The 23,514-nt window shown below is 55.8% G+C and carries 27 protein-coding genes; 13 read left to right on the plus strand and 14 right to left on the minus strand.

All coding sequences use genetic code 11. The features are described 5' to 3' along the window. Positions 1-41: 41 nt before the first annotated feature. From MIH18_RS14185 to pilG, 4 genes are all read right to left on the minus strand, one after another. Positions 42-2,108 carry a methyl-accepting chemotaxis protein gene (locus MIH18_RS14185; RefSeq protein WP_249012683.1) on the minus strand — a complete coding sequence of 689 codons (2,067 nt, stop codon included), beginning with the start codon at positions 2,106-2,108 and terminating at the stop codon, positions 42-44. A gap of 93 nt (positions 2,109-2,201) precedes the next feature. Beyond that, a complete protein-coding gene (locus MIH18_RS14190) occupies positions 2,202-2,750 on the minus strand; it encodes a chemotaxis protein CheW (protein ID WP_249012684.1) in 549 nt (182 codons plus the stop codon). A 20-nt stretch (positions 2,751-2,770) separates the two neighbouring features. Beyond that, positions 2,771-3,133 (minus strand): twitching motility response regulator PilH, encoded by a 363-nt coding sequence (gene pilH, locus MIH18_RS14195; RefSeq protein ID WP_249012685.1) that lies wholly within the window; start codon positions 3,131-3,133, stop codon positions 2,771-2,773. Positions 3,134-3,165: 32 nt separating this feature from the next. Next, entirely contained in the window at positions 3,166-3,558 is a 393-nt protein-coding gene (gene pilG, locus MIH18_RS14200) for a twitching motility response regulator PilG (protein ID WP_014872951.1), read from the minus strand. 298 nt (positions 3,559-3,856) lie between these two features. Here pilG and gshB point away from each other — a divergent pair, with 298 nt between their 5' ends. From gshB to MIH18_RS14235, 7 genes are all read left to right on the plus strand, one after another. After that, a complete protein-coding gene (gene gshB / locus MIH18_RS14205; RefSeq protein WP_249012686.1) occupies positions 3,857-4,810 on the plus strand; it encodes a glutathione synthase in 954 nt (317 codons plus the stop codon). A 43-nt stretch (positions 4,811-4,853) separates the two neighbouring features. Continuing rightward, positions 4,854-5,717 (plus strand): TonB family protein, encoded by an 864-nt coding sequence (locus MIH18_RS14210; RefSeq protein ID WP_249012687.1) that lies wholly within the window; start codon positions 4,854-4,856, stop codon positions 5,715-5,717. After that, positions 5,714-6,280, plus strand: coding sequence for a YqgE/AlgH family protein (locus MIH18_RS14215; RefSeq protein WP_249012688.1), 567 nt, complete (start codon positions 5,714-5,716; stop codon positions 6,278-6,280). The genes MIH18_RS14210 and MIH18_RS14215 overlap by 4 nt, the downstream gene beginning before the upstream one ends. Next, positions 6,273-6,695: a Holliday junction resolvase RuvX gene (gene ruvX / locus MIH18_RS14220; protein WP_249012689.1), complete on the plus strand. Its 423-nt coding sequence runs from the start codon at positions 6,273-6,275 to the stop codon at positions 6,693-6,695. The genes MIH18_RS14215 and ruvX overlap by 8 nt, the downstream gene beginning before the upstream one ends. Positions 6,696-6,768: 73 nt before the next feature. Then, complete coding sequence (gene pyrR / locus MIH18_RS14225; RefSeq protein WP_249012690.1) at positions 6,769-7,272, plus strand: bifunctional pyr operon transcriptional regulator/uracil phosphoribosyltransferase PyrR; 504 nt, start codon at positions 6,769-6,771, stop codon at positions 7,270-7,272. Between the two features lie 58 nt (positions 7,273-7,330). Next, a complete protein-coding gene (locus MIH18_RS14230; RefSeq protein ID WP_249006668.1) occupies positions 7,331-8,356 on the plus strand; it encodes an aspartate carbamoyltransferase catalytic subunit in 1,026 nt (341 codons plus the stop codon). Next, positions 8,353-9,687, plus strand: a complete 1,335-nt coding sequence (locus tag MIH18_RS14235) for a dihydroorotase (protein WP_249012691.1) — start codon at positions 8,353-8,355, stop codon at positions 9,685-9,687. Before MIH18_RS14230 ends, MIH18_RS14235 begins: the two co-directional genes overlap by 4 nt. Positions 9,688-9,798: 111 nt before the next feature. Here the strand turns inward: MIH18_RS14235 and MIH18_RS14240 are convergent, their stop codons facing one another. From MIH18_RS14240 to rsmD, 7 genes are all read right to left on the minus strand, one after another. Beyond that, entirely contained in the window at positions 9,799-11,331 is a 1,533-nt protein-coding gene (locus MIH18_RS14240) for a phosphoenolpyruvate carboxykinase (protein ID WP_249012692.1), read from the minus strand. 179 nt (positions 11,332-11,510) lie between these two features. After that, positions 11,511-12,365, minus strand: a complete 855-nt coding sequence (hslO, locus tag MIH18_RS14245; RefSeq protein WP_249006665.1) for an Hsp33 family molecular chaperone HslO — start codon at positions 12,363-12,365, stop codon at positions 11,511-11,513. Between the two features lie 69 nt (positions 12,366-12,434). Continuing rightward, positions 12,435-12,845 (minus strand): ribosome-associated heat shock protein Hsp15, encoded by a 411-nt coding sequence (gene hslR, locus MIH18_RS14250; protein ID WP_249012693.1) that lies wholly within the window; start codon positions 12,843-12,845, stop codon positions 12,435-12,437. 40 nt (positions 12,846-12,885) lie between these two features. Further along, positions 12,886-13,575, minus strand: coding sequence for a GMP/IMP nucleotidase (gene yrfG, locus MIH18_RS14255; RefSeq protein WP_249012694.1), 690 nt, complete (start codon positions 13,573-13,575; stop codon positions 12,886-12,888). Between the two features lie 99 nt (positions 13,576-13,674). Beyond that, positions 13,675-14,019, minus strand: coding sequence for a hypothetical protein (locus MIH18_RS14260; protein ID WP_249006662.1), 345 nt, complete (start codon positions 14,017-14,019; stop codon positions 13,675-13,677). 199 nt (positions 14,020-14,218) lie between these two features. Continuing rightward, positions 14,219-15,031: a bifunctional DNA-formamidopyrimidine glycosylase/DNA-(apurinic or apyrimidinic site) lyase gene (gene mutM / locus MIH18_RS14265; RefSeq protein ID WP_249006661.1), complete on the minus strand. Its 813-nt coding sequence runs from the start codon at positions 15,029-15,031 to the stop codon at positions 14,219-14,221. 72 nt (positions 15,032-15,103) lie between these two features. Then, complete coding sequence (gene rsmD, locus MIH18_RS14270; protein ID WP_249012695.1) at positions 15,104-15,760, minus strand: 16S rRNA (guanine(966)-N(2))-methyltransferase RsmD; 657 nt, start codon at positions 15,758-15,760, stop codon at positions 15,104-15,106. 138 nt (positions 15,761-15,898) lie between these two features. Here rsmD and ftsY point away from each other — a divergent pair, with 138 nt between their 5' ends. The 6 genes from ftsY to MIH18_RS14300 all read left to right on the plus strand — a co-directional run bounded on the left by ftsY (position 15,899) and on the right by MIH18_RS14300 (position 22,122). After that, complete coding sequence (gene ftsY / locus MIH18_RS14275; protein ID WP_249012696.1) at positions 15,899-17,116, plus strand: signal recognition particle-docking protein FtsY; 1,218 nt, start codon at positions 15,899-15,901, stop codon at positions 17,114-17,116. A 29-nt stretch (positions 17,117-17,145) separates the two neighbouring features. Continuing rightward, positions 17,146-17,832, plus strand: coding sequence for a cell division ATP-binding protein FtsE (gene ftsE, locus MIH18_RS14280; protein ID WP_249012697.1), 687 nt, complete (start codon positions 17,146-17,148; stop codon positions 17,830-17,832). After that, complete coding sequence (gene ftsX / locus MIH18_RS14285) at positions 17,825-18,811, plus strand: permease-like cell division protein FtsX (RefSeq protein ID WP_249012698.1); 987 nt, start codon at positions 17,825-17,827, stop codon at positions 18,809-18,811. Before ftsE ends, ftsX begins: the two co-directional genes overlap by 8 nt. A gap of 133 nt (positions 18,812-18,944) precedes the next feature. Then, positions 18,945-19,805, plus strand: coding sequence for an RNA polymerase sigma factor RpoH (gene rpoH, locus MIH18_RS14290; RefSeq protein WP_014872932.1), 861 nt, complete (start codon positions 18,945-18,947; stop codon positions 19,803-19,805). A 189-nt stretch (positions 19,806-19,994) separates the two neighbouring features. After that, complete coding sequence (locus MIH18_RS14295) at positions 19,995-20,675, plus strand: response regulator transcription factor (protein WP_249006656.1); 681 nt, start codon at positions 19,995-19,997, stop codon at positions 20,673-20,675. Beyond that, entirely contained in the window at positions 20,662-22,122 is a 1,461-nt protein-coding gene (locus MIH18_RS14300) for a HAMP domain-containing sensor histidine kinase (RefSeq protein ID WP_249012699.1), read from the plus strand. The genes MIH18_RS14295 and MIH18_RS14300 overlap by 14 nt, the downstream gene beginning before the upstream one ends. An 8-nt stretch (positions 22,123-22,130) precedes the next feature. Here MIH18_RS14300 and MIH18_RS14305 read toward each other — a convergent pair whose 3' ends face one another. From MIH18_RS14305 to MIH18_RS14315, 3 genes are all read right to left on the minus strand, one after another. Beyond that, positions 22,131-22,400, minus strand: a complete 270-nt coding sequence (locus MIH18_RS14305) for a hypothetical protein (protein WP_249012700.1) — start codon at positions 22,398-22,400, stop codon at positions 22,131-22,133. A 248-nt stretch (positions 22,401-22,648) separates the two neighbouring features. After that, positions 22,649-23,122 carry a transcription elongation factor GreB gene (gene greB, locus MIH18_RS14310; RefSeq protein ID WP_249006653.1) on the minus strand — a complete coding sequence of 158 codons (474 nt, stop codon included), beginning with the start codon at positions 23,120-23,122 and terminating at the stop codon, positions 22,649-22,651. 15 nt (positions 23,123-23,137) lie between these two features. Beyond that, complete coding sequence (locus MIH18_RS14315) at positions 23,138-23,398, minus strand: acyl-CoA-binding protein (RefSeq protein WP_249012701.1); 261 nt, start codon at positions 23,396-23,398, stop codon at positions 23,138-23,140. Positions 23,399-23,514: the final 116 nt, after the last annotated feature.

A 23,514-nucleotide genomic window follows, 5' to 3' on the forward strand; every position in this document is an offset into this window, starting at 1 on the left:
TGGAGCTTTGGTCTTTGCGGATCCCTACTTCTGATTCAGACTCAGCTTACCAACGGAACCTTGCTGTTGGTGTCTGTTACTTCGTCCTCGTCTGGAAGTTTGAAACCTGCTACCGACGAACGCAGCTCGAAGGCCATGTCTGCCAGATTACCGATTGAGTAAGCAGTAGCGTTGGTGCCCGATGAAGTCTGTGAGGTGATTTCCTGAATGACGTTCATAGTATTGGAAATGTGCGAAGCCGAAGAAGATTGCTGGCGAGCCGCGTTGGAAATGCTCTGAATCAGTTCAGCCAGATTCGTGGAAACGTTTTCAATTTCTTCCAGTGCAACACCTGCGTCTTGCGCCAGGCGGGCACCGCGGACCACTTCGGCAGTGGTGTGCTCCATCGAGATAACGGCTTCGTTGGTATCTGCCTGGATGGTTTTTACCAAAGCTTCGATTTGCTTGGTGGCGGCAGAAGACCTTTCTGCCAGCCGTTGTACTTCGTCGGCAACTACGGCAAAGCCGCGGCCGGCATCACCCGCCATGGAGGCCTGAATAGCGGCGTTCAGCGACAGAATGTTGGTCTGGTCGGCAATGTCGTTGATCAGCGATACGATGTCGCCGATTTCCTGGGACGATTCACCCAGGCGCTTGATGCGTTTGGAGGTTTCCTGAATTTGCTCGCGGATATTGTCCATGCCGCGGATGGTGTTCTGCACCACGTCTGTGCCTTTCTTGGCGATGGCAACCGAGCGTTCTGCTACTGCAGACGATTCCGCGGCGTTCGACGATACCTGATCAATAGAAATCGCCATTTCGTTAACCGCTGCCGAGGCGCCGGCAATTTCCTGGGCCTGGTGCTCGGACGCGTCTGCCAGCTGCATAGCAGTCGACTGGCTTTCCTGAGCCGCTGTAGCAACTCGTACGGCGGTACCACGGATTGCTTGCACCAGTCCGCGCATCTGGTCGATGGCGTAGTTGATGGAGTCGGCGATGGCGCCGGTAAAGTCTTCGGTCACCGATGCTTCTGCGGTCAGGTCACCGTCGGCCAGGTCGGCCAGTTCGTCCAGCAGACGCAAAATAGCGTTCTGATTCTGTTCATTTTGTGCCTGGGTTTTGGTCAGGCGGGTTTGGGATTCGCGATAAACCGCCAAACCAATGAGCACGACGATAGCAATCACGGCGGCCAGTAGCCCAAAGGCAAGAGTAGGACTGATGACTCGCGCGGCCGAAAGATCACGCAGCTCTGTGGCCAGTTCGGACAATTTTCCGAGCAAAATTTCTGAGTTTTCGAAGATGTCGTTAGCGGCGTTGGAAACTTTGAACAGATCGGGAGACGCCTGCAATACCGCATCGGCGTTACTGGCAATGAACCCGAACAGCTCGGCGACCGCCTCGAGCCCGTAAAGTGCATCTTCGTTGGCAACGCGAGTGATGGCCAGCGCGTTGTTGCCGTCAAGCTGGCCGTTCAGTACGCGGCCAAATTGGGTGGCGTCGGTCAAAAAACGGTCGGCGGCGGTCACCGCATCTTCGTCACCGGAGAGTACATTGTTCACTGAACGGAACATACGTTCAGCCAGCAACGACTGACGTCGCGCCAGAGCAATTTGGGCTTCCGGGGCACCGCTGTTCTGAAGAACCATAGAGACGTCTTCGTATTCAACCTGCATCTGCGGGATGATTTCATTGAGAGTGTTGGTCACCTCCCGCATGTTCATGACCGAGTCGCGGGTGGCCAGAATAATGTCGGCGTTTTCGCGCACCGAATCCCAGTGCTGCTGCACCTGGCTGGCCGCTGCGGTGTCACTGGCGGGCAGGCCGGTTTGCGAGTTGCCCTTGGTCAGATTGCTCCAGAGCTGGCGGAAGCTGTCGCGAGTGTTGCTCAGCTGGTCAAACGCGCTGGCGTTACCATTGGCGGCCTCGGTGCCGTTTTTGGCGATCTGCTGCGACAGCACTCTCAGCTCGGCGGTGGTGTTCGTGTATTCGCGATCGTGCTGGCTGTCACGGTTAACCATGAACAGCACCACAACCAGTAGTGCGGTGAGTGCAATCAGCACGGTAATCAGCCCGGCAATCAGTTTGTTGCCACCTTGTCTGCTACCGAGTTTTCCGGCTCTGTTTTTCATCTTCTGGCTCCCGGCCTTTATTCTGAAATGGACAAGTCTGTTTTATTGAAATGGGTACGGTCGTGGGTTGGTGGCCCAACCACTGCGTTGCAATTACCGCTGTGCAACGTCTAGAAAGCGTTCGTCGCCAAGCAGTTCGGTGGCCGAGAACACATTCCAGGTTTCCCCGTTGCGCGTATAGCCGCCGGCAACAAAGGGTTGAATACGTTCAGGGACACCGCTGGTATCTGATGTGAAATTCTCTGCACCGAAATACTGCATGCCCAGAACCGAGTCGACAACCAAGCCGCTAAACAGGTCGTCTTTTTCAACCACCAGAACCCTTCGCTGGCGGAGGGTTCTGGTGGTTGAGCGGGGCAGTTCAAAAAAGGCGTCAAGATCCACCAGGGGCAATAATCGGCCGCGCACGTTGGCCGCGCCCATTAAAAAAGAGCGTACGCCTGGTATCTGGGTAAAACGGGGGACATGCAGTATTTCGGTAACCTCGCCCATAGGCGCAACATAGTGTTCACCGGCCAGCACAAAACCGATTCCATTCCATTGTTCCGCAGCTTTTTCCTGCTCTGGAAGACCTGCTGACAATTGCCGGCTGCGCAGGGCTATGTTCGTCAGAACAGCAAAGGGGGCAGCCTGCGCAGACATACGTACTCCGTGTTTGAAGATCAGCCAATCAGGCTATTGATGACCTGAATCAGATCGCTCTCGTTAACCGGTTTTACCAGATAACCTTTGGCGCCCTGGCGGGTACCCCAAACCCGATCTGTTTCCTGATCTTTTGTGGTCACAATAATAACCGGAATTGATGCAGTTTCCGGTGCGCGGGTTAGTTGGCGGGTGGCCTGAAAACCGTTCAAACCGGGCATAACGACATCCATCAGCACCAGATCGGGGGTTTCCGATCGAGCTTTGGCCACCCCATCGGCGCCGTTGTCTGCGGTCAGTACTTCGTGCTGGTGCTTTTGCAATATGGTGGTGATTTTCTTCACCTCGGTGGGCGAGTCGTCAACAATAAGAATGCGAGCCATGGTGTCCCCAATGAGTTCCGGAAATGTCAGAGTTAGTGCTGCGCCTGTGGCACGAAATGACGAATGGTATTAAGCAGTTCGTCTTTGCTGAATGGCTTGGTCAGATACTGATCGGAACCCACAATACGGCCTTTTGCCTTGTCAAACAGGCCATCTTTACTGGACAGCATGATGACCGGCGTTTTCTTGAAGGTGGAGTTGTTCTTGATAAGGGCGCAGGTCTGATAACCGTCTAGCCGCGGCATCATGATATCAACAAAAATAATGTCGGGTTTGGAGTCGGCAATTTTGGCCAGCGCATCGAAACCGTCAGTCGCAGTTATGACATCACAACCCACTTTTTTTAAAAGGGTTTCGGCAGTGCGACGAATCGTTTTGCTGTCGTCGATTACCATGACTTTCAAGTTCCCGAAGTTGTCGTCCATTGTCCAACTGCCTTGCGCTCAGCGACTGTATTGTTAGCAAACCGGGGTTCTAGCACAAACAACAATGTTGTCCTATGAACTCCGCTCCTTTATAAAGTATAGGTGCCCGAATAGACAGTACTTGTTCGTCAATAAATGTACTTTTGCCAGCCCCATCACGTTATGGGCTGAGGATTTCTGCAGATGCATTCACGGCTCGAGTACAATACCATCTGAATCCTCAGCATAGCACTATGTGAAAGGCCTGCTGTGCAAACCGGTTCGTAATTTTAAACCCCCGACAATAGAAAGAGACGTTATGACAGTCCGACTCGGTATCGTGATGGATCCCATTGACAGGATCCAGTTCAAAAAAGACAGTTCGCTGGCCATGCTATGGGCCGCCCAACAACGTGGCTGGCAGTTGGTTTATATGGAACCGGAGGACATGTACCTGAATGGTGGCCAGGCTCGGGCCCGCAGCCGCAACCTGACTGTGCGGATGGACCCAAGCGACTGGTACAGCTTTGAATCGGAAGACGATATTGCCCTGGGTGATCTGGACGTTATTCTGATGCGCCAAGACCCCCCGGTCGATCGTGAATTTCTGATGGCGACCTATATTTTAAGCGCCGCTGAAGAGCAGGGCGCGCTGGTGGTGAACCCGCCGGCCATGCTGCGCGACTGCAACGAAAAGCTGTTTGCTACCCAGTTTGAAGATCTGACGCCGCCGCTTATTGTCACGTGTTCTTCAGCGCGCTTACGGGCGTTTTACGCCGAGCACAAAGATATCATCATGAAGCCAATCGATGGTATGGGCGGCAGTTCTATATTTCGTATTAAAGAAAATGACGGCAACCTGGGTGTGATCATTGAAACCCTCACTGAACACGGCACCCGGCAGGCAATGGCGCAGAAGTTTGTGCCCGCAATCACACAGGGCGACAAACGCATTCTTATGATTGAAGGTGAGCCCGTACCTTACGCATTGGCGCGCATACCCTCCGCCGGTGAAAATCGCGGCAATCTGGCGGCCGGCGGCCGCGGTGAAGGCCGCGAACTGACCGACCGCGATCGCGAGATATGTGCCCGGGTGGCGCCGGTGATAAAAGCCAAGGGCCTGATGTTTGTGGGTTTGGACGTGATTGGCGATTACCTGACCGAAATCAACGTAACCAGCCCCACCTGTATCCGCGAACTGGACGCCGCCTTTGGCATTGATATCAGCGCGTTGTTGATGGATGCCATTGCCAAAAGGTTGCAGCAGCGCTGATCGTTTCAAGCGGTATTAATTTGATGGCTCAAGAGCAACGGGAATGGCAGTTCAGGTAAGCGATGTTGACCGGTTTTCGTTCACCCTGTTTGTGGCTTTGGCGATTCACGGGGTGATTGTGCTGGGCATTACTTTCGCGCCCGAGACGCCGCCGCCATCGGCGCAAACCATGGAAATTACCCTGTCGCGTTTCACTGATGAAAAAGCGCCGGAAAAAGCGGATTTTCTGGCGCCCACCAGTCAGCAGGGCAGTGGCACCGAGGAACAGGCGAAAGAATTGACCAGCCCGCAGCCGGTGGAGCTGAACCAGACCGAAGTGGCGCAGGTTCAACCTGAGCCTCAGGCGCAGCCCGAACCTCAGCCGGTGCAACAGCAAGCGGTGGTGAGTACCAAGGCGCCCAGTACAAGGCAGGTTGCCAAGCCAGAAATTCGCGCCGAAGAAGTGAAAGAGCTGCCAATAAAATCAAGGCCAAATCTGCTTCAGCGCAGCCTTGAAATTGCCAGTCTGGAAGCCCGGCTGGATGCCCAGCAACAAGCCTATTCACGCAAGCCCCGTGTGCTGCGGGTAACCGCGGCTTCAACGCTTCAGTCTAGCAACGCCTGGTATGTTCAGAACTGGGTCAGCAAGGTTACCAGAGTGGGTAACATGAATTATCCCGCCGAAGCCCGGAACAGCGGTCTTTATGGCGACTTGCGCTTGCTAGTCACACTGCGCAAAGATGGCAGCCTGAAAGAAGTTCTGGTGGTGCATTCGTCCGGGAGCACTTTACTGGACGACGCGGCCATTCGCATTGTGAGGTTTGCGGGGCCTTATCCGCCATTCCCCGAGGAAATGAGCCGCAATGTTGATGAACTTGAAATCATACGTACCTGGTCATTCCAGCAGCGGGGGCTGACATCCGGATGAGCGATACTGCCAATACAACGGACAATTTCCGCAATCATTTTTTGGTGGCGTCACCGTGGATGGGCGATCCGCGTTTTCACGGCGCGGTGATCTATGTATGTGACCATTCCGCCGAGGGCGCGTTGGGTTTGACCGTGAACCAGCCGTTGGACATACACTTGGGAGAAATCCTTGAACAGCTCGACATGCACGGCGGCGAACTGGATTTGCCGGTGTTTGCCGGTGGCCCGGTGCAGACCGAGCGCGGTTTTGTACTGCACAACCCAGGGCAGCGCTGGCAGCACACCGCGGAAGTGACCGCCGACATCTGGCTGACCACCTCGCGCGACATATTGGCCGACATTGGCGCTGCCAAGGGGCCGGATGAATTTCTGGTGGCCTTGGGTTACGCCGGTTGGGGTGACGGTCAGTTGGAAGCGGAGTTGGGCGGCAATGCCTGGCTGACCTGTCCGGCGAGCCCGGACCTATTGTTTCGTACGCCCTGGAACCGTCGCTATCAGGCGGTTTTGGCCAGTATGGGCATCGACATTAACCAGCTTAGCGAGACCATAGGCCATGCATGAAGTCGGCCAGCGCCGTGTTATGGCGTTTGATTTTGGCACCCGCCGTATTGGCGTTGCCGTGGGCCAGGAAATGCTCGGCCGCGGCGAGCCACTGACTATGATTGCGGCCCGTGATGGTACGCCGGACTGGGCCTTGTTGGAAAAACTGCTGCACGAATGGCGCCCTGACTTGGTAGTGGTAGGCCTGCCGCTCAATATGGACGACAGCGAAAACGAGATGTGCGCTCGCGCCCGTAAATTTGGCAAACGCCTGCACGGGCGCTTTCACGTGGCCGTGGAAATGGTGGATGAGCGCCTGACCAGCTACCAGGCCAAAGGCGACGTGATGGCCGCCGGTGGCAGCCGAGATTATAAGCGCCACGGTATAGATGATCGCGCCGCCGTACTGATCCTTGACACCTGGTTCAATCAATAGCACTCATCGGATAAGCGATGATGACGTAACGAATGTTAACCACAGTGCCTGCCCGGCACTGCGACGAGGATTTATGAACGGACAACTTGATATAGAGCCACTACTGGACAAAATGGAAGCCGGTCTGCGCCAGTTGTTGCAGGAGCGTGGCGTAAGTTCACCGGCACTTATCGGAATTCGAACCGGTGGTGTGTGGCTAGCCGCCGAGTTGGCCCGGCGCCTGCAATTGCAGGAACCGTTTGGTGAGCTGGATATTTCATTTTACCGCGACGATTTCAGTCGCATTGGCCTGAACCCCAAGGTAAAGCCGTCGAGCTTACCGTTTGATACCGCCGATCGGGACGTCGTGCTTATAGACGACGTGATCATGAGCGGCCGTACGATTCGTGCTGCGATGAATGAAATCTTCGATTATGGGCGCCCGGCCAGTATTATATTGGCCACGCTGGTTGATTTGGGCGCCCGTGAACTGCCGGTGCAGCCCGATGTGCGTGGTCTTGCGCTAACGCTCGAGACCAATCAGCGCATAAAGCTACGCGGGCCCGATCCGCTGCGTATTGAACTGGAACAGGCCTAACTTGATTCAAGCCACACCTTAGCCACGCCCCAGCCACCTTTGTTTATACAGGCAACCCATGACCGCGATCGCTACCGGCCCCCATCATTTGCAGCTGACCCGGGAAGGTCAGTTGCGGCATTTTCTGACTCTGGACGGCCTTGGCCGCGAGTTACTGACCGACATCCTCGATACGGCGGACTCTTTTATAGAGGTGGGCGAGCGCACCATTAAAAAGGTTCCGTTGCTGCGCGGGCGTACTGTAGTAAACCTGTTTTTCGAATCCAGCACCCGCACCCGCAGCACCTTCGAATTGGCGGCTAAACGCCTGTCTGCAGACGTACTGAATCTTGATATCAGTACCTCGGCGACCTCTAAAGGCGAATCACTGGCGGACACCCTGTACAACCTGGAGGCCATGGCCAGCGACATGTTTGTGGTGCGTCACGCCCAAAGCGGTGCACCGCACTTTATTGCCGAAAGCGTGACGCCCAAAGTGGCCATCATTAACGCCGGTGACGGGCGCCATGCCCATCCCACCCAGGCCATGCTGGACATGCTCACTATTCGGCAGCATAAAAAAACGTTTGCCGGTCTGAAAGTAGCTATTGTGGGTGATGTATTGCATTCGCGTGTGGCGCGCTCGCAGATTCGTGCTCTTAACGAGCTGGGTGTGGCCGAGGTGCGGGTGATTGCACCGGGCACGCTGTTGCCGCGGGATGTGGAAGCGCTGGGTTGCACCGTAGAGTACGACATGCTGCGCGGCATGAAAGATCTCGACGTGGTGATCATGCTGCGCCTGCAAAAAGAAAGGATGGAAGGCGCGCTTCTGCCCAGTGAAGGTGAGTTTTACCGCCTTTACGGTCTTGATCGGGCCAAACTGGCGCTGGCCAAACCGGATTGTATTGTGATGCACCCAGGGCCGATTAACCGCGGCGTGGAAATTGAATCGGCGGTGGCCGACGGGCCGCAGTCGGTCATCCTGAATCAGGTCACCAACGGCATCGCCATTCGTATGGCGGTGATGTCCATGGCCATGGGTGGCCAACTGGCTGAGCGTCAGCAAGCTTTGAACGACATTGCCAAGCAAGAGGTGCGCTCATGAAATTGTCTTCCCGCCCCTCTGCCGGCAGCGTGAAAATCATTGGTGGCCAGTTGTACATTGGCGCCACGGCCTCCAGCGCCGGTGCGCTGGAGGCCAACCCCGGTTTGCTGATAAAAAATGGCCGTATTGCGGCCCTTGGTCCCGCCGCCCTGGCGCAAGCAGCCGATGAAACCTTGGTGGCGGAACATTGTATTGTCAGCCCGGGGTTTCTGGATTTGTGCTGTAACCTGCGCGAACCGGGCAATGGCCAAAAAGGCAATATGGCCTCCGAAACACGGGCCGCTGCCCACGGTGGCTTTACCAGCGTGTGCGCCGCACCCGACACCTCGCCGGTAAACGATTCTGGCGCTGTAACCAACCTGATCCGTGATATTGCCGCCAGCCGTGCGTTGGTCCGAGTGCTGCCCATAGGCGCGGTTACCCGTGGCCTGGAAGGCGAGCTGCTCAGTGACATGGCCGGTTTGCAGAAGGCAGGTTGTGTTGCCCTTGGCAACGCCTCACGGGGCTTGCGTAACGCACGGGTTCTACGGCGTTGCATGTCTTACGCCCAGACCTTCGGGTTAACGCTGATGTTCAGTCCGGAAAATCAGGCGCTGGCCGCCGATGGTTACGCCCACGATGGCCTGGTGACCACGCGCCTTGGTCTGCTGGGGATTCCGGAAGTGGCGGAGACCACCGCGGTCATGGAAATGATCCTACTGGCACAGGAAACCGGTGTGCGCTTGCACCTTAGCCAGCTGTCGTGCGCTCGCAGCGTGGACATGCTGGCGGAAGCGCGCCAACGGGGAATTCAGGTCACCGCTGACGTGGCCATGCACCAGCTGGCTTTTACCGAAGACGCGCTGAGTGGATTTGACAGTCGTTTTCACGTGCGCCCGCCACTGCGCTCGGAGCGCGATCGGCAGGCCCTGGTGGCGGGTGTTCGCGATGGTGTTATTGACGCCATTGTTAGTCAGCATCAACCCCATGAAAGCGCTGCCAAGCAGGCGCCTCTGGCCGCCAGCGAGCCGGGGTTATCGAGTATTGAAGTTGTATTGTCGCTTGGCCTGGAGCGGGTAGCTGCTAACGAGCTGAGCCTGCCGCAATTGCTGCGCGCGCTGACTGCCGGCCCTGCTGCCGTGCTGGGCCAGAGTGTGGCAAGCAACGCAGGCCTGAGCGCCGGTGCGGTGGCAGATCTGTGTATTTTTAACCCCGACCAGCCCTGGCGCCCTGGCCCCGGCACTCTGGTGTCTGCCGGTGGCAACGGACCGGTACTGGAGCGCTCAATGCGGGGTGTGATGCATTACACCCTGGTTGCCGGCCACAAGGCCTGGCCGTCACTGTTGCCTTAAAGGGTTGGTGATCGCCGGTGTTTTAAGGGGCCGGCGGCGAATGTAGGCGTTTGAAAGACCATAAAAAAGCGCCTTGCGTCACCCGCAAGGCGCTTTTTTGTCAGCTTGGCTTTACTGCTTTGGGCCGGCCGCAACGATGGCGTCTGACACGTCAAACTTTTTGAAGTTTTCCACAAACTGGCCGATCAGCTCGGCGGCTTTAGCGTCGTAGGTTTCGGTGCTGGCCCAGGTGTTGCGCGGGTTTAGCAATTTGCTGTCAACGCCCAACACGCGGGTTGGCACGCTCAGGTTCAGTGTTGGCAAGTGCTCGGTTTCAACATCGTCCAGATCGCCGTTTTGAATGGCGCTGATCAGCGCGCGCGTGGTGGGAATACTGAAACGCTTGCCTTCGCCGAAGGAGCCGCCGGTCCACCCGGTATTTACCAGGAACACCTTGCTGCCGAATTCGTCCATTCGCTTCATCAGCAACTCGGCATAAACACCGGCCGGACGCGGGAAGAAGGGTGCACCAAAACACGTAGAAAAGGTGGACTTCAGTTTTGATGAAGAGCCCATCTCGGTTGAGCCCACCAGAGCGGTATAGCCGCTAAGAAAGTGATAGGCCGCCGCTTCTTTGCTGAGGATTGATACCGGGGGCAGAACACCGGTCATGTCGCAGGTCAGAAAGACAATGTGCGACGGCTCGCCGGCCAGGTTTTCTGCTACGCGTTTTTCGATGTGCTCAAGCGGGTAGGCGCAGCGAGAGTTTTCAGTCAGCGACACGTCGGTGTAATCCGGCTCGCGCGTTTCTTCGTCAATCATCACGTTCTCAATGATGGCGCCGAAACGGATCGCGTCCCAGATAATGGGTTCGTTCTTCTTGCTCAGATCAATACACTTGGCGTAGCAGCCGCCTTCAATATTAAATACGGTGCCGGGGCCCCAGCCGTGCTCGTCGTCGCCAATCAGATAGCGCTCCGGGTCTGCCGACAAGGTGGTTTTGCCGGTGCCGGACAGGCCAAAGAACAGGCAGGTTTCGCCGTCGTCGCCCACGTTGGCAGAGCAGTGCATGGGCAGTACGTCTTTCTCTGGTAGCAGGAAGTTCTGCACCGAGAACATGGCTTTTTTCATTTCGCCGGCGTAGCGCATGCCAGCCAACAGAACTTTACGGCGGGCAAAGTTGATAATAACAGCGCCCTCGCTGTTGGTGCCATCACGCTCGGGCACGCACTCAAAATTGGCAATGTTAAGAACTTGCCATTCCTGTTTGTCAGCCGGGTTATACGTGTTCGGACGAATAAACAGGTTGCGACCAAACAGATTTTGCCAAGCCAGCTCGGTGGTCATCTTGATGGGCAGGTAGTGTTCCGGATCGGAGCCAACGTGCACAAGAGACACGAAAGAATCGTGCTCGGCGACGTAAGCTTCGACCCTTTCCCACAGGGCGTCGAACTTGTCGGCGTCGAACGGGCGGTTGATTGGGCCCCAGTGAATATCATCAGCGGTGCTGGGCTCTTGCACGATATAGCGGTCCATAGGAGACCGGCCTGTGCGTACCCCGGTTTTAACCACCAGCGAGCCATTTGCAGCCAGTTGGCCTTCATTACGCGCCAGTGCTTGTTCAACCAGCTGTGCTGTTCCTAGCTCTTGATAAGATTTGCTCACTGCGATCTCGCCCTCGGGTGTCTTGGTGATTGCCAGGGCCACACCGGAAGCGGTGGAAAACTGAACAATCGAGTCAATCTAGGCCGGCCATTATGCCAGACGCGGCAATAAAAAACGACTGCCATCAAGGTCTGCTGGGTGCCTTTTTGCGGCCGCTGTAGTTATCGGTCAACACCGGCTCAGTGCAGGGTGTGGCCGGTAAATAATTGGTCTATGTCGATACGGTCAAAACGGTAGTGGGCATGGCAGAACTGGCAGTCCATTTCAATGGAACCCTGGTCTTCCAGAATGCTATAGCATTCCTCGCTCCCAACCGCTTCCAGCGCGCTCATTGTGCGCTCACGGGAACAGCTGCAGCGGAAGGCCACTGGTTCCGCGTCAAATATCCGCACGGTTTCCTCGTTGAACAGGCGGTGAAGTAGTGTCTCGCTGTCCAGTTCGAGCATTTCGCTGGCTTCCACGGTGCGCGCCAGGTGATTGATGCGCTCCCAAAGTTCGTCATCTTCCTGGGTGTGACCGGGAAGGCGCTGCAACAGAAGGCCACCGGCTTTGTCTTCGCTGGCAAACAGCAGCAGCGATGTGGCGATTTGTTCAGAGCGCTCAAAGTATTCTTCCAGGCAGCCTGCCAGGCTGTCACGTTCGCGGGGTACAACACCTTGGTATCGCTGGCCCTGGTCCGGCGTGATGGTAATGGCCATGCGGCCGTCGCCCAGCAACTGTTGGAAATCACCGTCGCCGATGGCCTGATCGTCAAACCGCGCTACTCCGCGTATGAAGCGGTCGTGGCTGCATTCCGACATTAGCGTTTGCACAGGGCCATCACCTTGGGCCTGTAATGACAGCGCACCGTTGAACTTCAGTGTGCTGCTCATTAACACGCTGGCCACGAGTGACTGGCCGAGTAACTGGCGCACAGATTCTGGGTAGGGGGCCTGGCGACCGATTTGTTGATAACTTTCATCCAGCTGTACCCAGGCCCCGCGGATCTGGCTGTCTTCAAATATAAAGCGCTGGAACTGATCGCCGGACGCCATTGTGTGTCTCCTGAAAAAACGTGAAATAAAGCTGTTTGGGGTCTGCGGGCTGCCTTTTCGAGCTGCCTTCTATATCCCGTTGTGTTCGCGAAACCGGTCGATGTCGCGGCGGTCTTTTTTCGACGGGCGCCGTGCCGGCGGAAGCTGTGAGGCTTGCAGGCTCTTGCGTTGCAAGGTCAGGTCTTCGCGCTTTTTCACGCTGTCTTCGGTTTCGTGATAAAGCAGGGCTGCTTCCGCTGCCCCACGGCGGTGGTCACTGATATCGTCTACCACCACAATTTTTTCCTGCAAGCCTAGCCGTATCGACAGTTCCGCCCCGGCTTCCATCAGTTTGCCGGGTTTGCAACGCTGGGTGTTGTAACGCACTTTGCCGCCTTCCACCGCGGTTTTGGCCAGGGCGCGGGTTTTAAAAAAGCGCGCCGCCCATAGCCACTTGTCCAGCCTGACGCTGTCATCGTCTTTTTTGTTGGGTGTAGCCATGTCATCTCACCTTTTGCTGCGCGAGTTGATTATAGCGGTGTCATCCCGCAGATGGCAGGGGCCGCTGCTTCTGCAGTTGTGGCAGTACTTCATCGAAGTCATGAATGCCGGTGATTTGCGGGTGAGCGCTATTAGCAGGCTGCTGGCTGTCTGGTGCCAGTACCGCCAGCAGTTGTGCGATACCGGCTTTGGCTGCGCTTTCAAGCACGGCAAAACTGTCGTCTATCATCAGGGTGCGACTGCGATCGTAGGGGGTCACGCGGTGCAGTGCTTGCCAAAAAGCAGGGTCTTCCTTGGGTTTGCCAAGCTGATGACTAGATACGATGTCGTCAACAAGGGTGTCCAGGCCGGTACGCTCAAGTTTCATGGCCAGGGGGTCCGGGTGGCAATTGGTGGCAATCACCGTATACAAACCGCGTTCGCGTAGGCTGGATAGAAACGCCCGCACATGGGGCCGATAGCCCACACGCTCACCCACCTCGGCTTTCAGTCCATTGATGTCCATGGACAGCTGGTCGCTCCAGTAATCGGTGCAGTACCAGTTCAGCGAACCACGCTGGGCCATAATCAAAGCCATCAGCTGTTGTTTGGCTACCTGAGGTTGCAGATTGTTTTTTTGTGCGTAGCGCAGCGGCAGATGTTCCAGCCAAAAATGGTTGTCGAAATGCAGGTCCAACAGTGTTCCGTCCATATCCAGAAACACCGTATCGAGAGTTGACCAGTTCACCATAAACAAATAGAGCCCGTGAAATTTCTCACAGGCTGCCTCAATTGATTGCGCCTGACAACCCAGGCTTGTGCTGACCCAGAGCCGTTGAAGCGGGCTGAATCAGTTCGCGGGTTGCTCAACGGTATCGTGCTTGCTCCCGCTGCGGGTGCAGCCCAAGCAGCGCATAAATGTGGCTCTGGCCGGCCCTGCTACCAATACTTCACCGGCTTCAGCGGTGTTGCCACCCAGCAGTGAAAATGGCAGTGACACCAAGTACACCGCGCTGCCCACAATGGTCGTCGCCAACAGCAAAGGACGCACAATCAGTGCATCGGTCGTCATAGCCAGCGCAGATGGGCTTTCATCTAACGTGTTGGCGTGGCCGATGGCGGAAAACGAGAGCAGGCTGGCGACCATCATAGTCTTCAAAACAGTCGTCAAAATTTGGGTCAGCTTGCGGGTCATTCGATGTCTCCTGAGCGAAATAAGCCCTGACGAGTTACAAGAGCTATGATCGGCTGTTTTGTGTGGCTGCTTAATTGAATAGCGGCCGCAACGATGGGTGTATTGCTAATGTTTAGTTTAGCAGCGCTGGCCTGTAGCACTGTTAACTATGAAGCATATTTGAGCTTTTTCAAACGATTTTGGCAGATTGAACACGGCCTCAGCGCTGGCAACGGGTGCAGTATACCGTCGCCCGCTGATTCATGCGGATTTCCCGCAGCGTAGCCTGACATTCGGAACAGGGCTTGCCTCCGCGGCCGTACACCAGCAGCGACTGTGCGAAATAGCCGGGCTGGCCATCGCTGTTAACAAAGTCCCGCAAGGTGGTGCCACCCATCAGGATAGCAGCCATCAGGGTTTCCTGAATCACCTCGACCAATCGGTGGTAGCGGCTAAGGCTGATGCGTCCGGCTTGCCTCCGCGGGTGAATGCCAGCTTTGAACAGGGCTTCGTTGGCGTAAATATTGCCCACGCCCACCACCACATGGCCGTCCATAATGAAGGATTTGACCGCGGTGCTTTTGCCCCGGGAACGGCGAAATAAATAGGCGCCGTTGAATTCGGGTGCCAGCGGCTCTGGCCCCAGGCTAGCGATCAGCGGATGAGTGCTGGGATTTGAGGACCACAGCCAGCAGCCGAAACGGCGTGGGTCGTTGTATCTCAGGCGTACACCCGAATGCAGCATCAGCTCTACGTGATCATGGGTTAACGCGGCGCTGTCGTCAGTAATGATTCGCAAGCTGCCAGACATACCCAAGTGCACAATAACGCTGCCGCTGTCGAGATTCAGAAACAGGTATTTGGCGCGTCGCTCCACGCTGCGTATCACTTCCCCTTCCAATCGCATAGCTAGATCCTCTGGCACCGGCCAGCGCAATCGACCATTACGAACGCTGACAGAGCGAACGGTCTGGCCTTCCAGGTGGGGGGCTATGCCACGGCGGGTGGTTTCAACTTCAGGCAATTCGGGCACGGTGATCACTCCGTCATAAAAAGCAGCGTCAGGCTGGTGTCGTGTTGGTAACCTTAAATTGTGTCGGTAACCTTAAATTGATGTTGTGTCGGTTATACGAAACAGGCAGTAACATACCTGCCCAGCGCTCTTTTGCCGCTGTAATTGCCAGCCGGTGGGCACCGCTGGAGTCGTCAGTTCACTTTCGTGTTCTAAATAAACCCAGCTACCGGGTTTGACCCAGCCGTTGTCTGCCAGCGCAGGCAACAATCGTGTCAGCCAGCCCTGACGGAAGGGCGGGTCAATAAAGACGATGTCAAAGCTTTCCCCCGGGCCGGCCAGAAAGGCATCGGTATCCTGGCGCACAACACGGGCGTTGTCGGCCTGAAGAAGTGCAAGATTGCTGTTGAGCGCTTTGACCAGTTCTGGCGTGTGGTCCACAAACACGCTGTGGGCTGCGCCCCTTGATAACGCCTCTAGCCCGAGCGCACCGGAACCTGCAAACAAATCCAGGCAGTGAGCCCCGGCCAGATGGAAACGTAGCCAGTTAAAAAGGGTTTCGCGGATGCGCGATGGCGTTGGCCGCACGCCTCCGCTGTCTGGAAATGTCAGCTTGCGGCTGCGCCAGTCGCCGCCGATGATGCGTAATTCGCCCTGGACGCCCCCATTTGTAGAGGCCGATTTAGGGCGCTGACCATCGGCGGCGTGTTGCTTGGGCAAAGGGCGCGGTGATTTGCGGCGCTGAGGCATGGCATGTGTCCTGAAAGGCGGTGTTTGGGCCGGCCCATGATAAAACAAAAGCGTCACCGCGTGCGCTACCTCGCTAACCGGCAGCAGTCTGTTAGAATAGCGGCCTAATTTGTCCCGCTTATTTTTGGATTCAATGGTATGACTATAACGGCAGAGTGGATTTCAATTGGCATTGCGGCCCTGGTTGTTTTGTTATTCGTGCTGGATCTGGCCAGCCGCCGGCGTAAGATTCCGCGCCCGCGTACATTTGAGTTGCGCCAGCCAGACTCGCAAGCCGCGCCTGCGCCGCAACCATTGCCTGAAACAAAGCCTGCGGCTGACGCCGAGCTGGCCGACACCGCCTTGGCTGAGCCCCAGCCTAAACAGGCGCCCATCGTACCCGAACCGGCAGTGTTCAAGCCGGAGGTTGTACCGCAACCGTTAGTTGAGCCAGAGCCCCAGATTAGCGTTCTTGAGCGCATTCGCCGCGGTCTGGGCAAAACCCGCGCTAGCTTTGCCGGCGGCCTGGCGGATATGTTCTCGGCGGGCAAGAAGATTGACGCAGACCTGCTGGAAGAAATTGAAACCACACTGTTAATGGCAGACGTAGGCGTAACCGCAACCACCGAAATTATTGAATCGCTGACTGAAAAGCTTAAGCGCGACCAGCTCAAAGATGGCGAAGCCCTTCGCCAGGCGCTGCGCGACCAGCTCCACGGGTTGTTAAAAGATGTCAGTAAGCCGCTTGTGCTCGACGCCCAAGCGAAGCCTTTTGTCATTCTTATGGTTGGCGTGAACGGGGTTGGAAAAACCACCACCATTGGCAAACTCACCAAGAAATTTCAAGACGAAGGCAAATCTGTCTTGCTGGCCGCGGGGGATACATTCCGCGCCGCTGCAGTGGAGCAGTTGCAGGTTTGGGGCGACCGCAATAAAGTCCCGGTGATTGCCCAGCACACCGGCGCCGACAGCGCGTCTGTTATTTTTGATGCTATTCAGTCAGCCAAGTCCCGCGGCATTGACGTGGTCATTGCCGACACCGCCGGGCGGCTGCACAACAAAGATAACCTGATGAGCGAGCTGGAAAAAGTTGTGCGGGTGATGAAAAAGCTCGATACCGCAGCACCTCACGAAGTCATGTTGGTGCTGGATGCCGGTACCGGCCAGAACGCATTGAGCCAGGCCCAGGTGTTCCAGCAAACGGTGGGCGTCAGTGGCATCACTCTGACCAAACTCGACGGCACGGCCAAAGGCGGTATTGTGTTCGCGATTGCCCGCCAGCTGCAGCTACCGATTCGTTTTATTGGCGTGGGGGAGCAGGTTGAAGACCTGCGCAGCTTTGACGCCCGTGCCTTTGTCGACGCTCTTTTTGACTAACGTTTGAGCGCCAACCACCAGGGATTGTGATGATCGAGTTCCGTCAGGTCACGAAACGCTATGGCAGCGATCACACCGCGCTGCGACAGGTAAACTTTGCTCTTAATCGGGGCGAGCTGGCGTTTCTGACCGGGCATTCCGGGGCCGGTAAAAGCACCTTGCTAAAACTGCTGATGGTGATGGAGCGCCCCAGCGCCGGTGAAGTATGGGTTGGCGGGCAGTTGTTGAACAGCCTGCCTCGGCGGCAAATCCCCTACATTCGCCGTCACATCGGCGTGGTGTTTCAGAACCACCAGTTGCTGTTTGACCGCACCGTATTTGACAACGTTGCCATGCCACTGCAGGTCATCGGAGTCGCCCCGGGTGACATTGGCCGGCGGGTGCGCGCGGCGTTGGACAAAGTGGGTCTGCTGAGCAAAGAGAAGATGAACCCCCTGCAGTTGTCTGGTGGTGAACAGCAGCGCGTCGGCATTGCTCGGGCGGTGGTGAATAAACCACCGGTGCTGCTGGCCGATGAACCTACCGGTAACCTCGACCCGGAGCTGTCTGCCGATATTATGAATCTGTTTGGCCAGTTCAGTCAGGTGGGCGTAACCGTGTTGATTGCCAGCCACGACATTACACTGATTAACGACATGAACCGCCGCACCCTAAGGCTAGACCAAGGCCAGTTGGTGGCTGATGGCCGCCCGCGGACGGAGGCTAACCATGGCTAAATCACCGGTACCGCGCTCCGGCGGCGCCCGCCAAAGCGCCTCGCCGCTGAAGCAGGTTGCGGGCAGTTATCTGGACCACCACCGCACAGTAGCCCGCGACAGCATAGCGCGCATGTGGCGCAACCCGGTGTCCAGCATGATGACCTGGGCCGTTATGGGCGTTGCCTTGGCGCTGCCGGTGGCGTTGTTACTGCTGTTGGCCAGTTTGCAGAATGTCAGTGCCGGTTGGGAAAATGGCGCGCGGGTGACGGTTTACCTTGGCCTTGAAACGCCTTTGCCGCAGGCCAATGCGCTGGCTGATCAGATAGACACCGACAGTCGGGTGGCGTTTGTAGAGCTGGTAGACCGCGAGCGCGCCCTGGCGGAATTTCGCGTCAGCTCCGGGCTTGCCGACGCACTGGATTTTCTGCAGGAGAACCCGCTGCCGCACAGCCTATTGATTACGCCGGAGGCGAGTTATCGCAGTACCGACGGTGTGGAGGCTTTAGTGGAGTACCTTCAAGGTCTGCCTGCAGTGGAGCGTGTACAAGTGGACCTGGGTTGGTTGCAGCGGCTGAATGCCCTGGCCGGTTTATTGACGCGGGCTGCTTTGGCGCTGGCAATCTTGTTGGCGGTTGCCGTCGTATTGGTTATTGGTAACACCGTGCGCTTGGCCATTGAAAGCCGGCGCGATGAAATTTTGGTGGCCAAGCTGGTGGGTGGCACTGACGCCTTTGTGCGCCGGCCTTTTCTGTACACCGGCGCCTGGTTTGGTTTGGGTGGCGGTTTAGTGGCGTGTTTGCTGCTATTCATTACTTTTTGGTGGCTAAGCGCACCGATAGCAAGATTAGCGGCGTTATATCACAGTGATTTCGTTCTGAGTGGGTTGGGCTTTGAAAACGCAGGAGTGCTGATATTTACTGCCATGACACTGGGCTGGCTCGGAGCCTGGGTGGCGGTGCGAAGACACTTAGATGACATGGAGCCCGGAGACCACTAGAATGGCCGGCCGAAAGTCTGTAAACGCCCATATTTACCGCGTTTTAATGATGCGTTCAGGAACTTTCAGGGCATTTTGTGGTCTTATGGTCCATTGCCTTTTTTTACAGCGTAGAGATTCGGAGGAATAAAACATGGGCACAAGTTTGCAGCTGATGGACAAGCTGGTTCCGGGCGCTAATCTCGAGTCTTACATTCAGGCTGCGAGTCGCATACCTATTTTAACAGTGGATGAAGAGCGCGCATTGTCGGAACGCCTTTACTATGAAGGCGACGTAGACGCTGCTCGGCAGTTGATTCTGTCGCATCTGCGCTTTGTGATTCACATTGCCCGTAGTTATTCCGGTTACGGTCTGAATCAATCTGACTTGGTGCAGGAAGGTAACGTGGGTCTGATGAAAGCCGTAAAACGCTTCAACCCCGAATACGGTGTAAGGCTGGTGTCGTTCGCGGTGCATTGGATTAAAGCAGAAATTCATGAATTCATTTTGCGCAACTGGCGCATTGTGAAAGTGGCGACCACCAAAGCCCAACGTAAGCTATTTTTTAATCTGCGCGGTCAGAAAAAGAAATTGGCCTGGTTGAGCCACGATGAGCTAAACGCAGTGGCCGCAGACTTAGGCGTGGAAGCTCGCGTGGTGCGCGAAATGGAAGGCCGCCTGTCGTCTCACGATACGGCTTTTGACGGCCCGATGAACGATGACGAAGACAGCGCTTACCAGGCGCCGGCGTATTATCTTGAAGATCACCGCAGCAATCCGGCTACCCAACTGGAACGCTCCGACTGGACTGAAGATTCTAACGGGCGCCTGATGCAGGCTCTGTCCACTCTGGACGATCGCAGCCAAGATATCCTGCGCGAGCGCTGGCTGTCAGAGACCAAATCGACTTTGCACCAGTTGGCCGATCGTTATGGGGTATCTGCCGAACGCATCCGTCAACTGGAAAAAAATGCGATGAAGAAAATACGTCTGCACATGCAAGAAGCGGCCTGACTTTAACCGCTTAAATGCAGTGTTAACGGGGCTCTGCCAATTAACGCCACCGCCGCTTTTACGCCCGGTGGCGTTTTTGTAAGTGTTGCGTCGTCATAGGCGACAGCCTCTTACAAGATGGTAACTGGCCCAGCGGCCAGGTTATTCGTACCCTTGGAGCACTATCATAGGCCAGCGGGAGGAATACCGGTGAAAGCACTGGTCATAGAAGACGATCACGACGTAGCAAGTTATCTGGTGAAAGGCCTGCGAGAATCTGACTTTGTAGTGGATCACGCGGACGACGGCAAAACAGGCATGCTGATGGCAGCCAGCGAAGAATACGACATTATGATTGTCGATCGCATGTTGCCTGGCATGGATGGCCTAGCCATCATCAAAACCGTTCGCGCCACAGGCAATCAGGTACCCATTTTGATTCTCAGCGCCCTGGGTGATGTGGACGACCGGGTAGAGGGCCTGCGTGGCGGCGGCGATGACTATCTCACCAAGCCGTTCTCGTTTACCGAGTTGCTGGCCCGTATCGAATCTCTGATTCGTCGTAATCGCCAGGCAGCAGAAACCGAGACTGTACTGCATGTGGCCGATCTCGAAATGGATCTGCTGGCACGCACGGTGAAACGCGCAGGCCAGAATATCGACGTACAGCCGCGGGAATTCCGCCTTCTGGAATATCTGATGCGCAACGCCGGTCAGGTGGTTACTCGTACCATGCTGCTGGAAAAAGTTTGGGACTATCATTTTGACCCCCAGACCAACGTGATTGATGTGCACATAAGTCGTCTGCGGGCGAAAATCGACAAAGAGTTCGATACGCCGCTGCTGCAAACCGTTCGCGGTGCCGGATACATGCTGCGTGAAACTGCTTAGCCAGCTCAGAACGTCGTCGTTCCAACTGGCACTGCTGTATATGGTGGTGTTTGCCACCTCGGTGTTCTTGCTTCTGGCGTTCATATACTGGCGTACGGCCGGTTTTATGACAGCCCAGACAGATGCCACTATTGAAGCCGAAATTGCGGGGCTGGCGGAGCAATATCGTGGGCGCGGCGTGAACGGCTTGATTACCATCATCCGTGAGCGTGTGGCCCGCGAACCCAACGCAAAGTCTATTTACCTACTGACCACCGACGAACATGTCAAACTCGCCGGCAACATTCAACAATGGCCGCCAATCACCCCCTCGGAAACCGGCTGGATCAACTTCAAACTCGATGAAGCAGTAGGCTGGATGGGCAACGAGCGCCTGGCCCGCGCGCGAATTTTTGAAGTGCAGGGCGGTCTGCTGCTGTTGGTAGGCCGCGATGTCGAAGAGCTGACCAAAGTTAAAAGAGTCATCGGAAACACCATCAATTGGGGTATGGGTATTACCTTGGCTCTGGCCTTGATGGGCGGCTTTTTGATGAGTCGCAGCACGACTGGCCGCATTGAAATTATTAACGCCACGTCGCGCCGAATCATGAACGGCCATCTGTCTTTGCGCATTCCTAACCGCGGTACCGAAGATGATTTTGACCAGCTGGCGGAAAATCTGAACCAGATGCTTGACCGCATAGTGTATCTGATGGAAGGCATTCGTCATGTGTCCGACAGCATTGCCCACGACTTGCGCACCCCACTTACCCGCTTGCGTAATCAACTCGAAAATACCCTGATGTCTGTGGATAACGACGAAGCCCGTGAACAGGCTGGCCGTGCGGTGGCCGAAGCTGATCAACTGCTGGCTACCTTCAATGCCCTCCTGCGAATTGCCCGTCTGGAAAGCCGTGGTAACGCAGGGGACGTAAAGGCTGTGGCAATAGATGCTTTGGTGGAAGACGCTTGTGAGCTTTACGAAGCAGTAGCCGAAGATAAAGATCAGAACTTCGAGCAAGAGCTGGAACAAGGTGTGAATATTGAAGGCGACCGGGATTTGCTGTTTCAGATGTTCAGTAATCTAATTGATAACGCCATTAAGTACACCCCGCAACACGGTACTATTCGCATTGTTGTGCGCAAAGAAAACGACGAGGCGGTATTTTCGGTGCAAGACAGCGGTATTGGCGTGCCAGACGAAGAGAAAAGCCGGGTATTTCAACGCTTCTACAGGGTGGGTAAAAGTCGCTCTTTACCCGGTAACGGGCTCGGCCTTAGCCTGGTGAATGCGGTTGCGGAAATTCATCAGGCCCGCATCGAGCTGACGGACACTCACCCCGGCAAAGAGCCGCCGGGGTTGACCATTACCGTGCGTATGCCGGCGGTGGTGAAAGAGCGCAGAAAGCGGCGCAGAAAAACTATCAACGCTGCTAGCCCTGCGATTGACGACGACACTATGATCTGAAAGCGGATTCAGCCCTGTTGTTTATTTCGCTTGAGCGGGCGCAACAGGCGATTAGCCCTCCGTTCAACCGTTTCACTCAGTCTTTCGAAGCGGGCTTTTTGCAGATCAAAACGCACCTGTAAGCTGTCCCACTCGCCTTCCAGCTGTTTCTGCCCGTGCATCAGATAAGCCGCCAGATTGTGGCGATTTACCTTACTGGTAATACCAAAACGGTCCAGCTGGTAACCCAGGGTGTCGACACCTTGTAGCGCCAGATCCTGTAATTTTTGGCGGTTCATAACAGCCTCCGTTGTGAATGTAACTGCGTTGGCTGAACGTTACGCCGGGCTACTAGAGTGCACAACCTAATTATGGTGAGCGGTAGCGCTCAGTAATCAATTCTGACCAACTGGTAACGGCCCCGACACCCATTGGTAATAGTGTTGGAGTATAATAAAAGTTATTCAGCAGCTGGGACTCCAGACAGCGCGAACCTTGCCCCGTTTAACGGGGCTTTTTTATGTCTGCTGTCAGCGTTTATGAAACGTCAGTAAGGGTAGTGAATGGTCTCAATGAGCCAGGTTTTTTCGCCGGCCGGCAGTATAACCGCCACTTCGTCACCCACCTCTTTTTTCAGGCAGGCGCGCACCAAAGGTGCGTCGACAGAGGCGTAATCGTTGCGGCCGTAGATTTCGTCAGGCCCTACAATGCGGAACGTCAGTGGCTTGTCGTCTTCGTCCAGCAGGCTGACCCAGGCGCCAAAAAATACCTTACCTTCTTGCTCCGGCGAATAGGCAACCACCTTCAATTCTTCAAAACGCTTACGCAGATAGCGCACGCGACGGTCTATCTCCCGCAGTCGCTTTTTGTTGTATTGATAATCAGCGTTTTCAGAGCGATCGCCAAGGCCGGCGGCCCAGGTTACCTTGCGGGTAACCTCCGGGCGTTCGTGGCGCCAGAGCTGATCCAGCTCTTGCTGCAGCAAATCATAGCCTTCGCGGGTAATCAGATTGGTTTTCATGGCCGGCCCACAGCGCTACTTAACCGCAGCGAGTTTGTTGATGTACTGCTGCATTGCCTGGTCTTTTGACGCACCTTCCAGTTTGGCCCAGGCGTCGTACTTTGCCCGACCCACAAAATCCATCATTCCAGGGCGCTTGCCGCTGGCATCGCCGACGGTTGCCTGCTTGTACAGCGCATAGAATTCGAGCTTCATTTCCGTCGAAGGCTTAAAATCGCCGTCGGCGCTCTGTACCTGATTTACGGCCTGTTCAAACTGGATTTTTAGATCACTCATGGTGGCTCTCCTGTGGCTGACTAAGCGAGTATAGCGGGCACGGTGGTTGTCGTCACAGTTCAAAGCGTGATGGGTCAAAGCGGGATGGTTTTGAGCGAAAACTTGCCCTTGTTCAC

The sequence above is a fragment of the Marinobacter sp. M3C genome (genome assembly GCF_023311895.1).
Taxonomy (GTDB): Bacteria; Pseudomonadota; Gammaproteobacteria; order Pseudomonadales; family Oleiphilaceae; genus Marinobacter.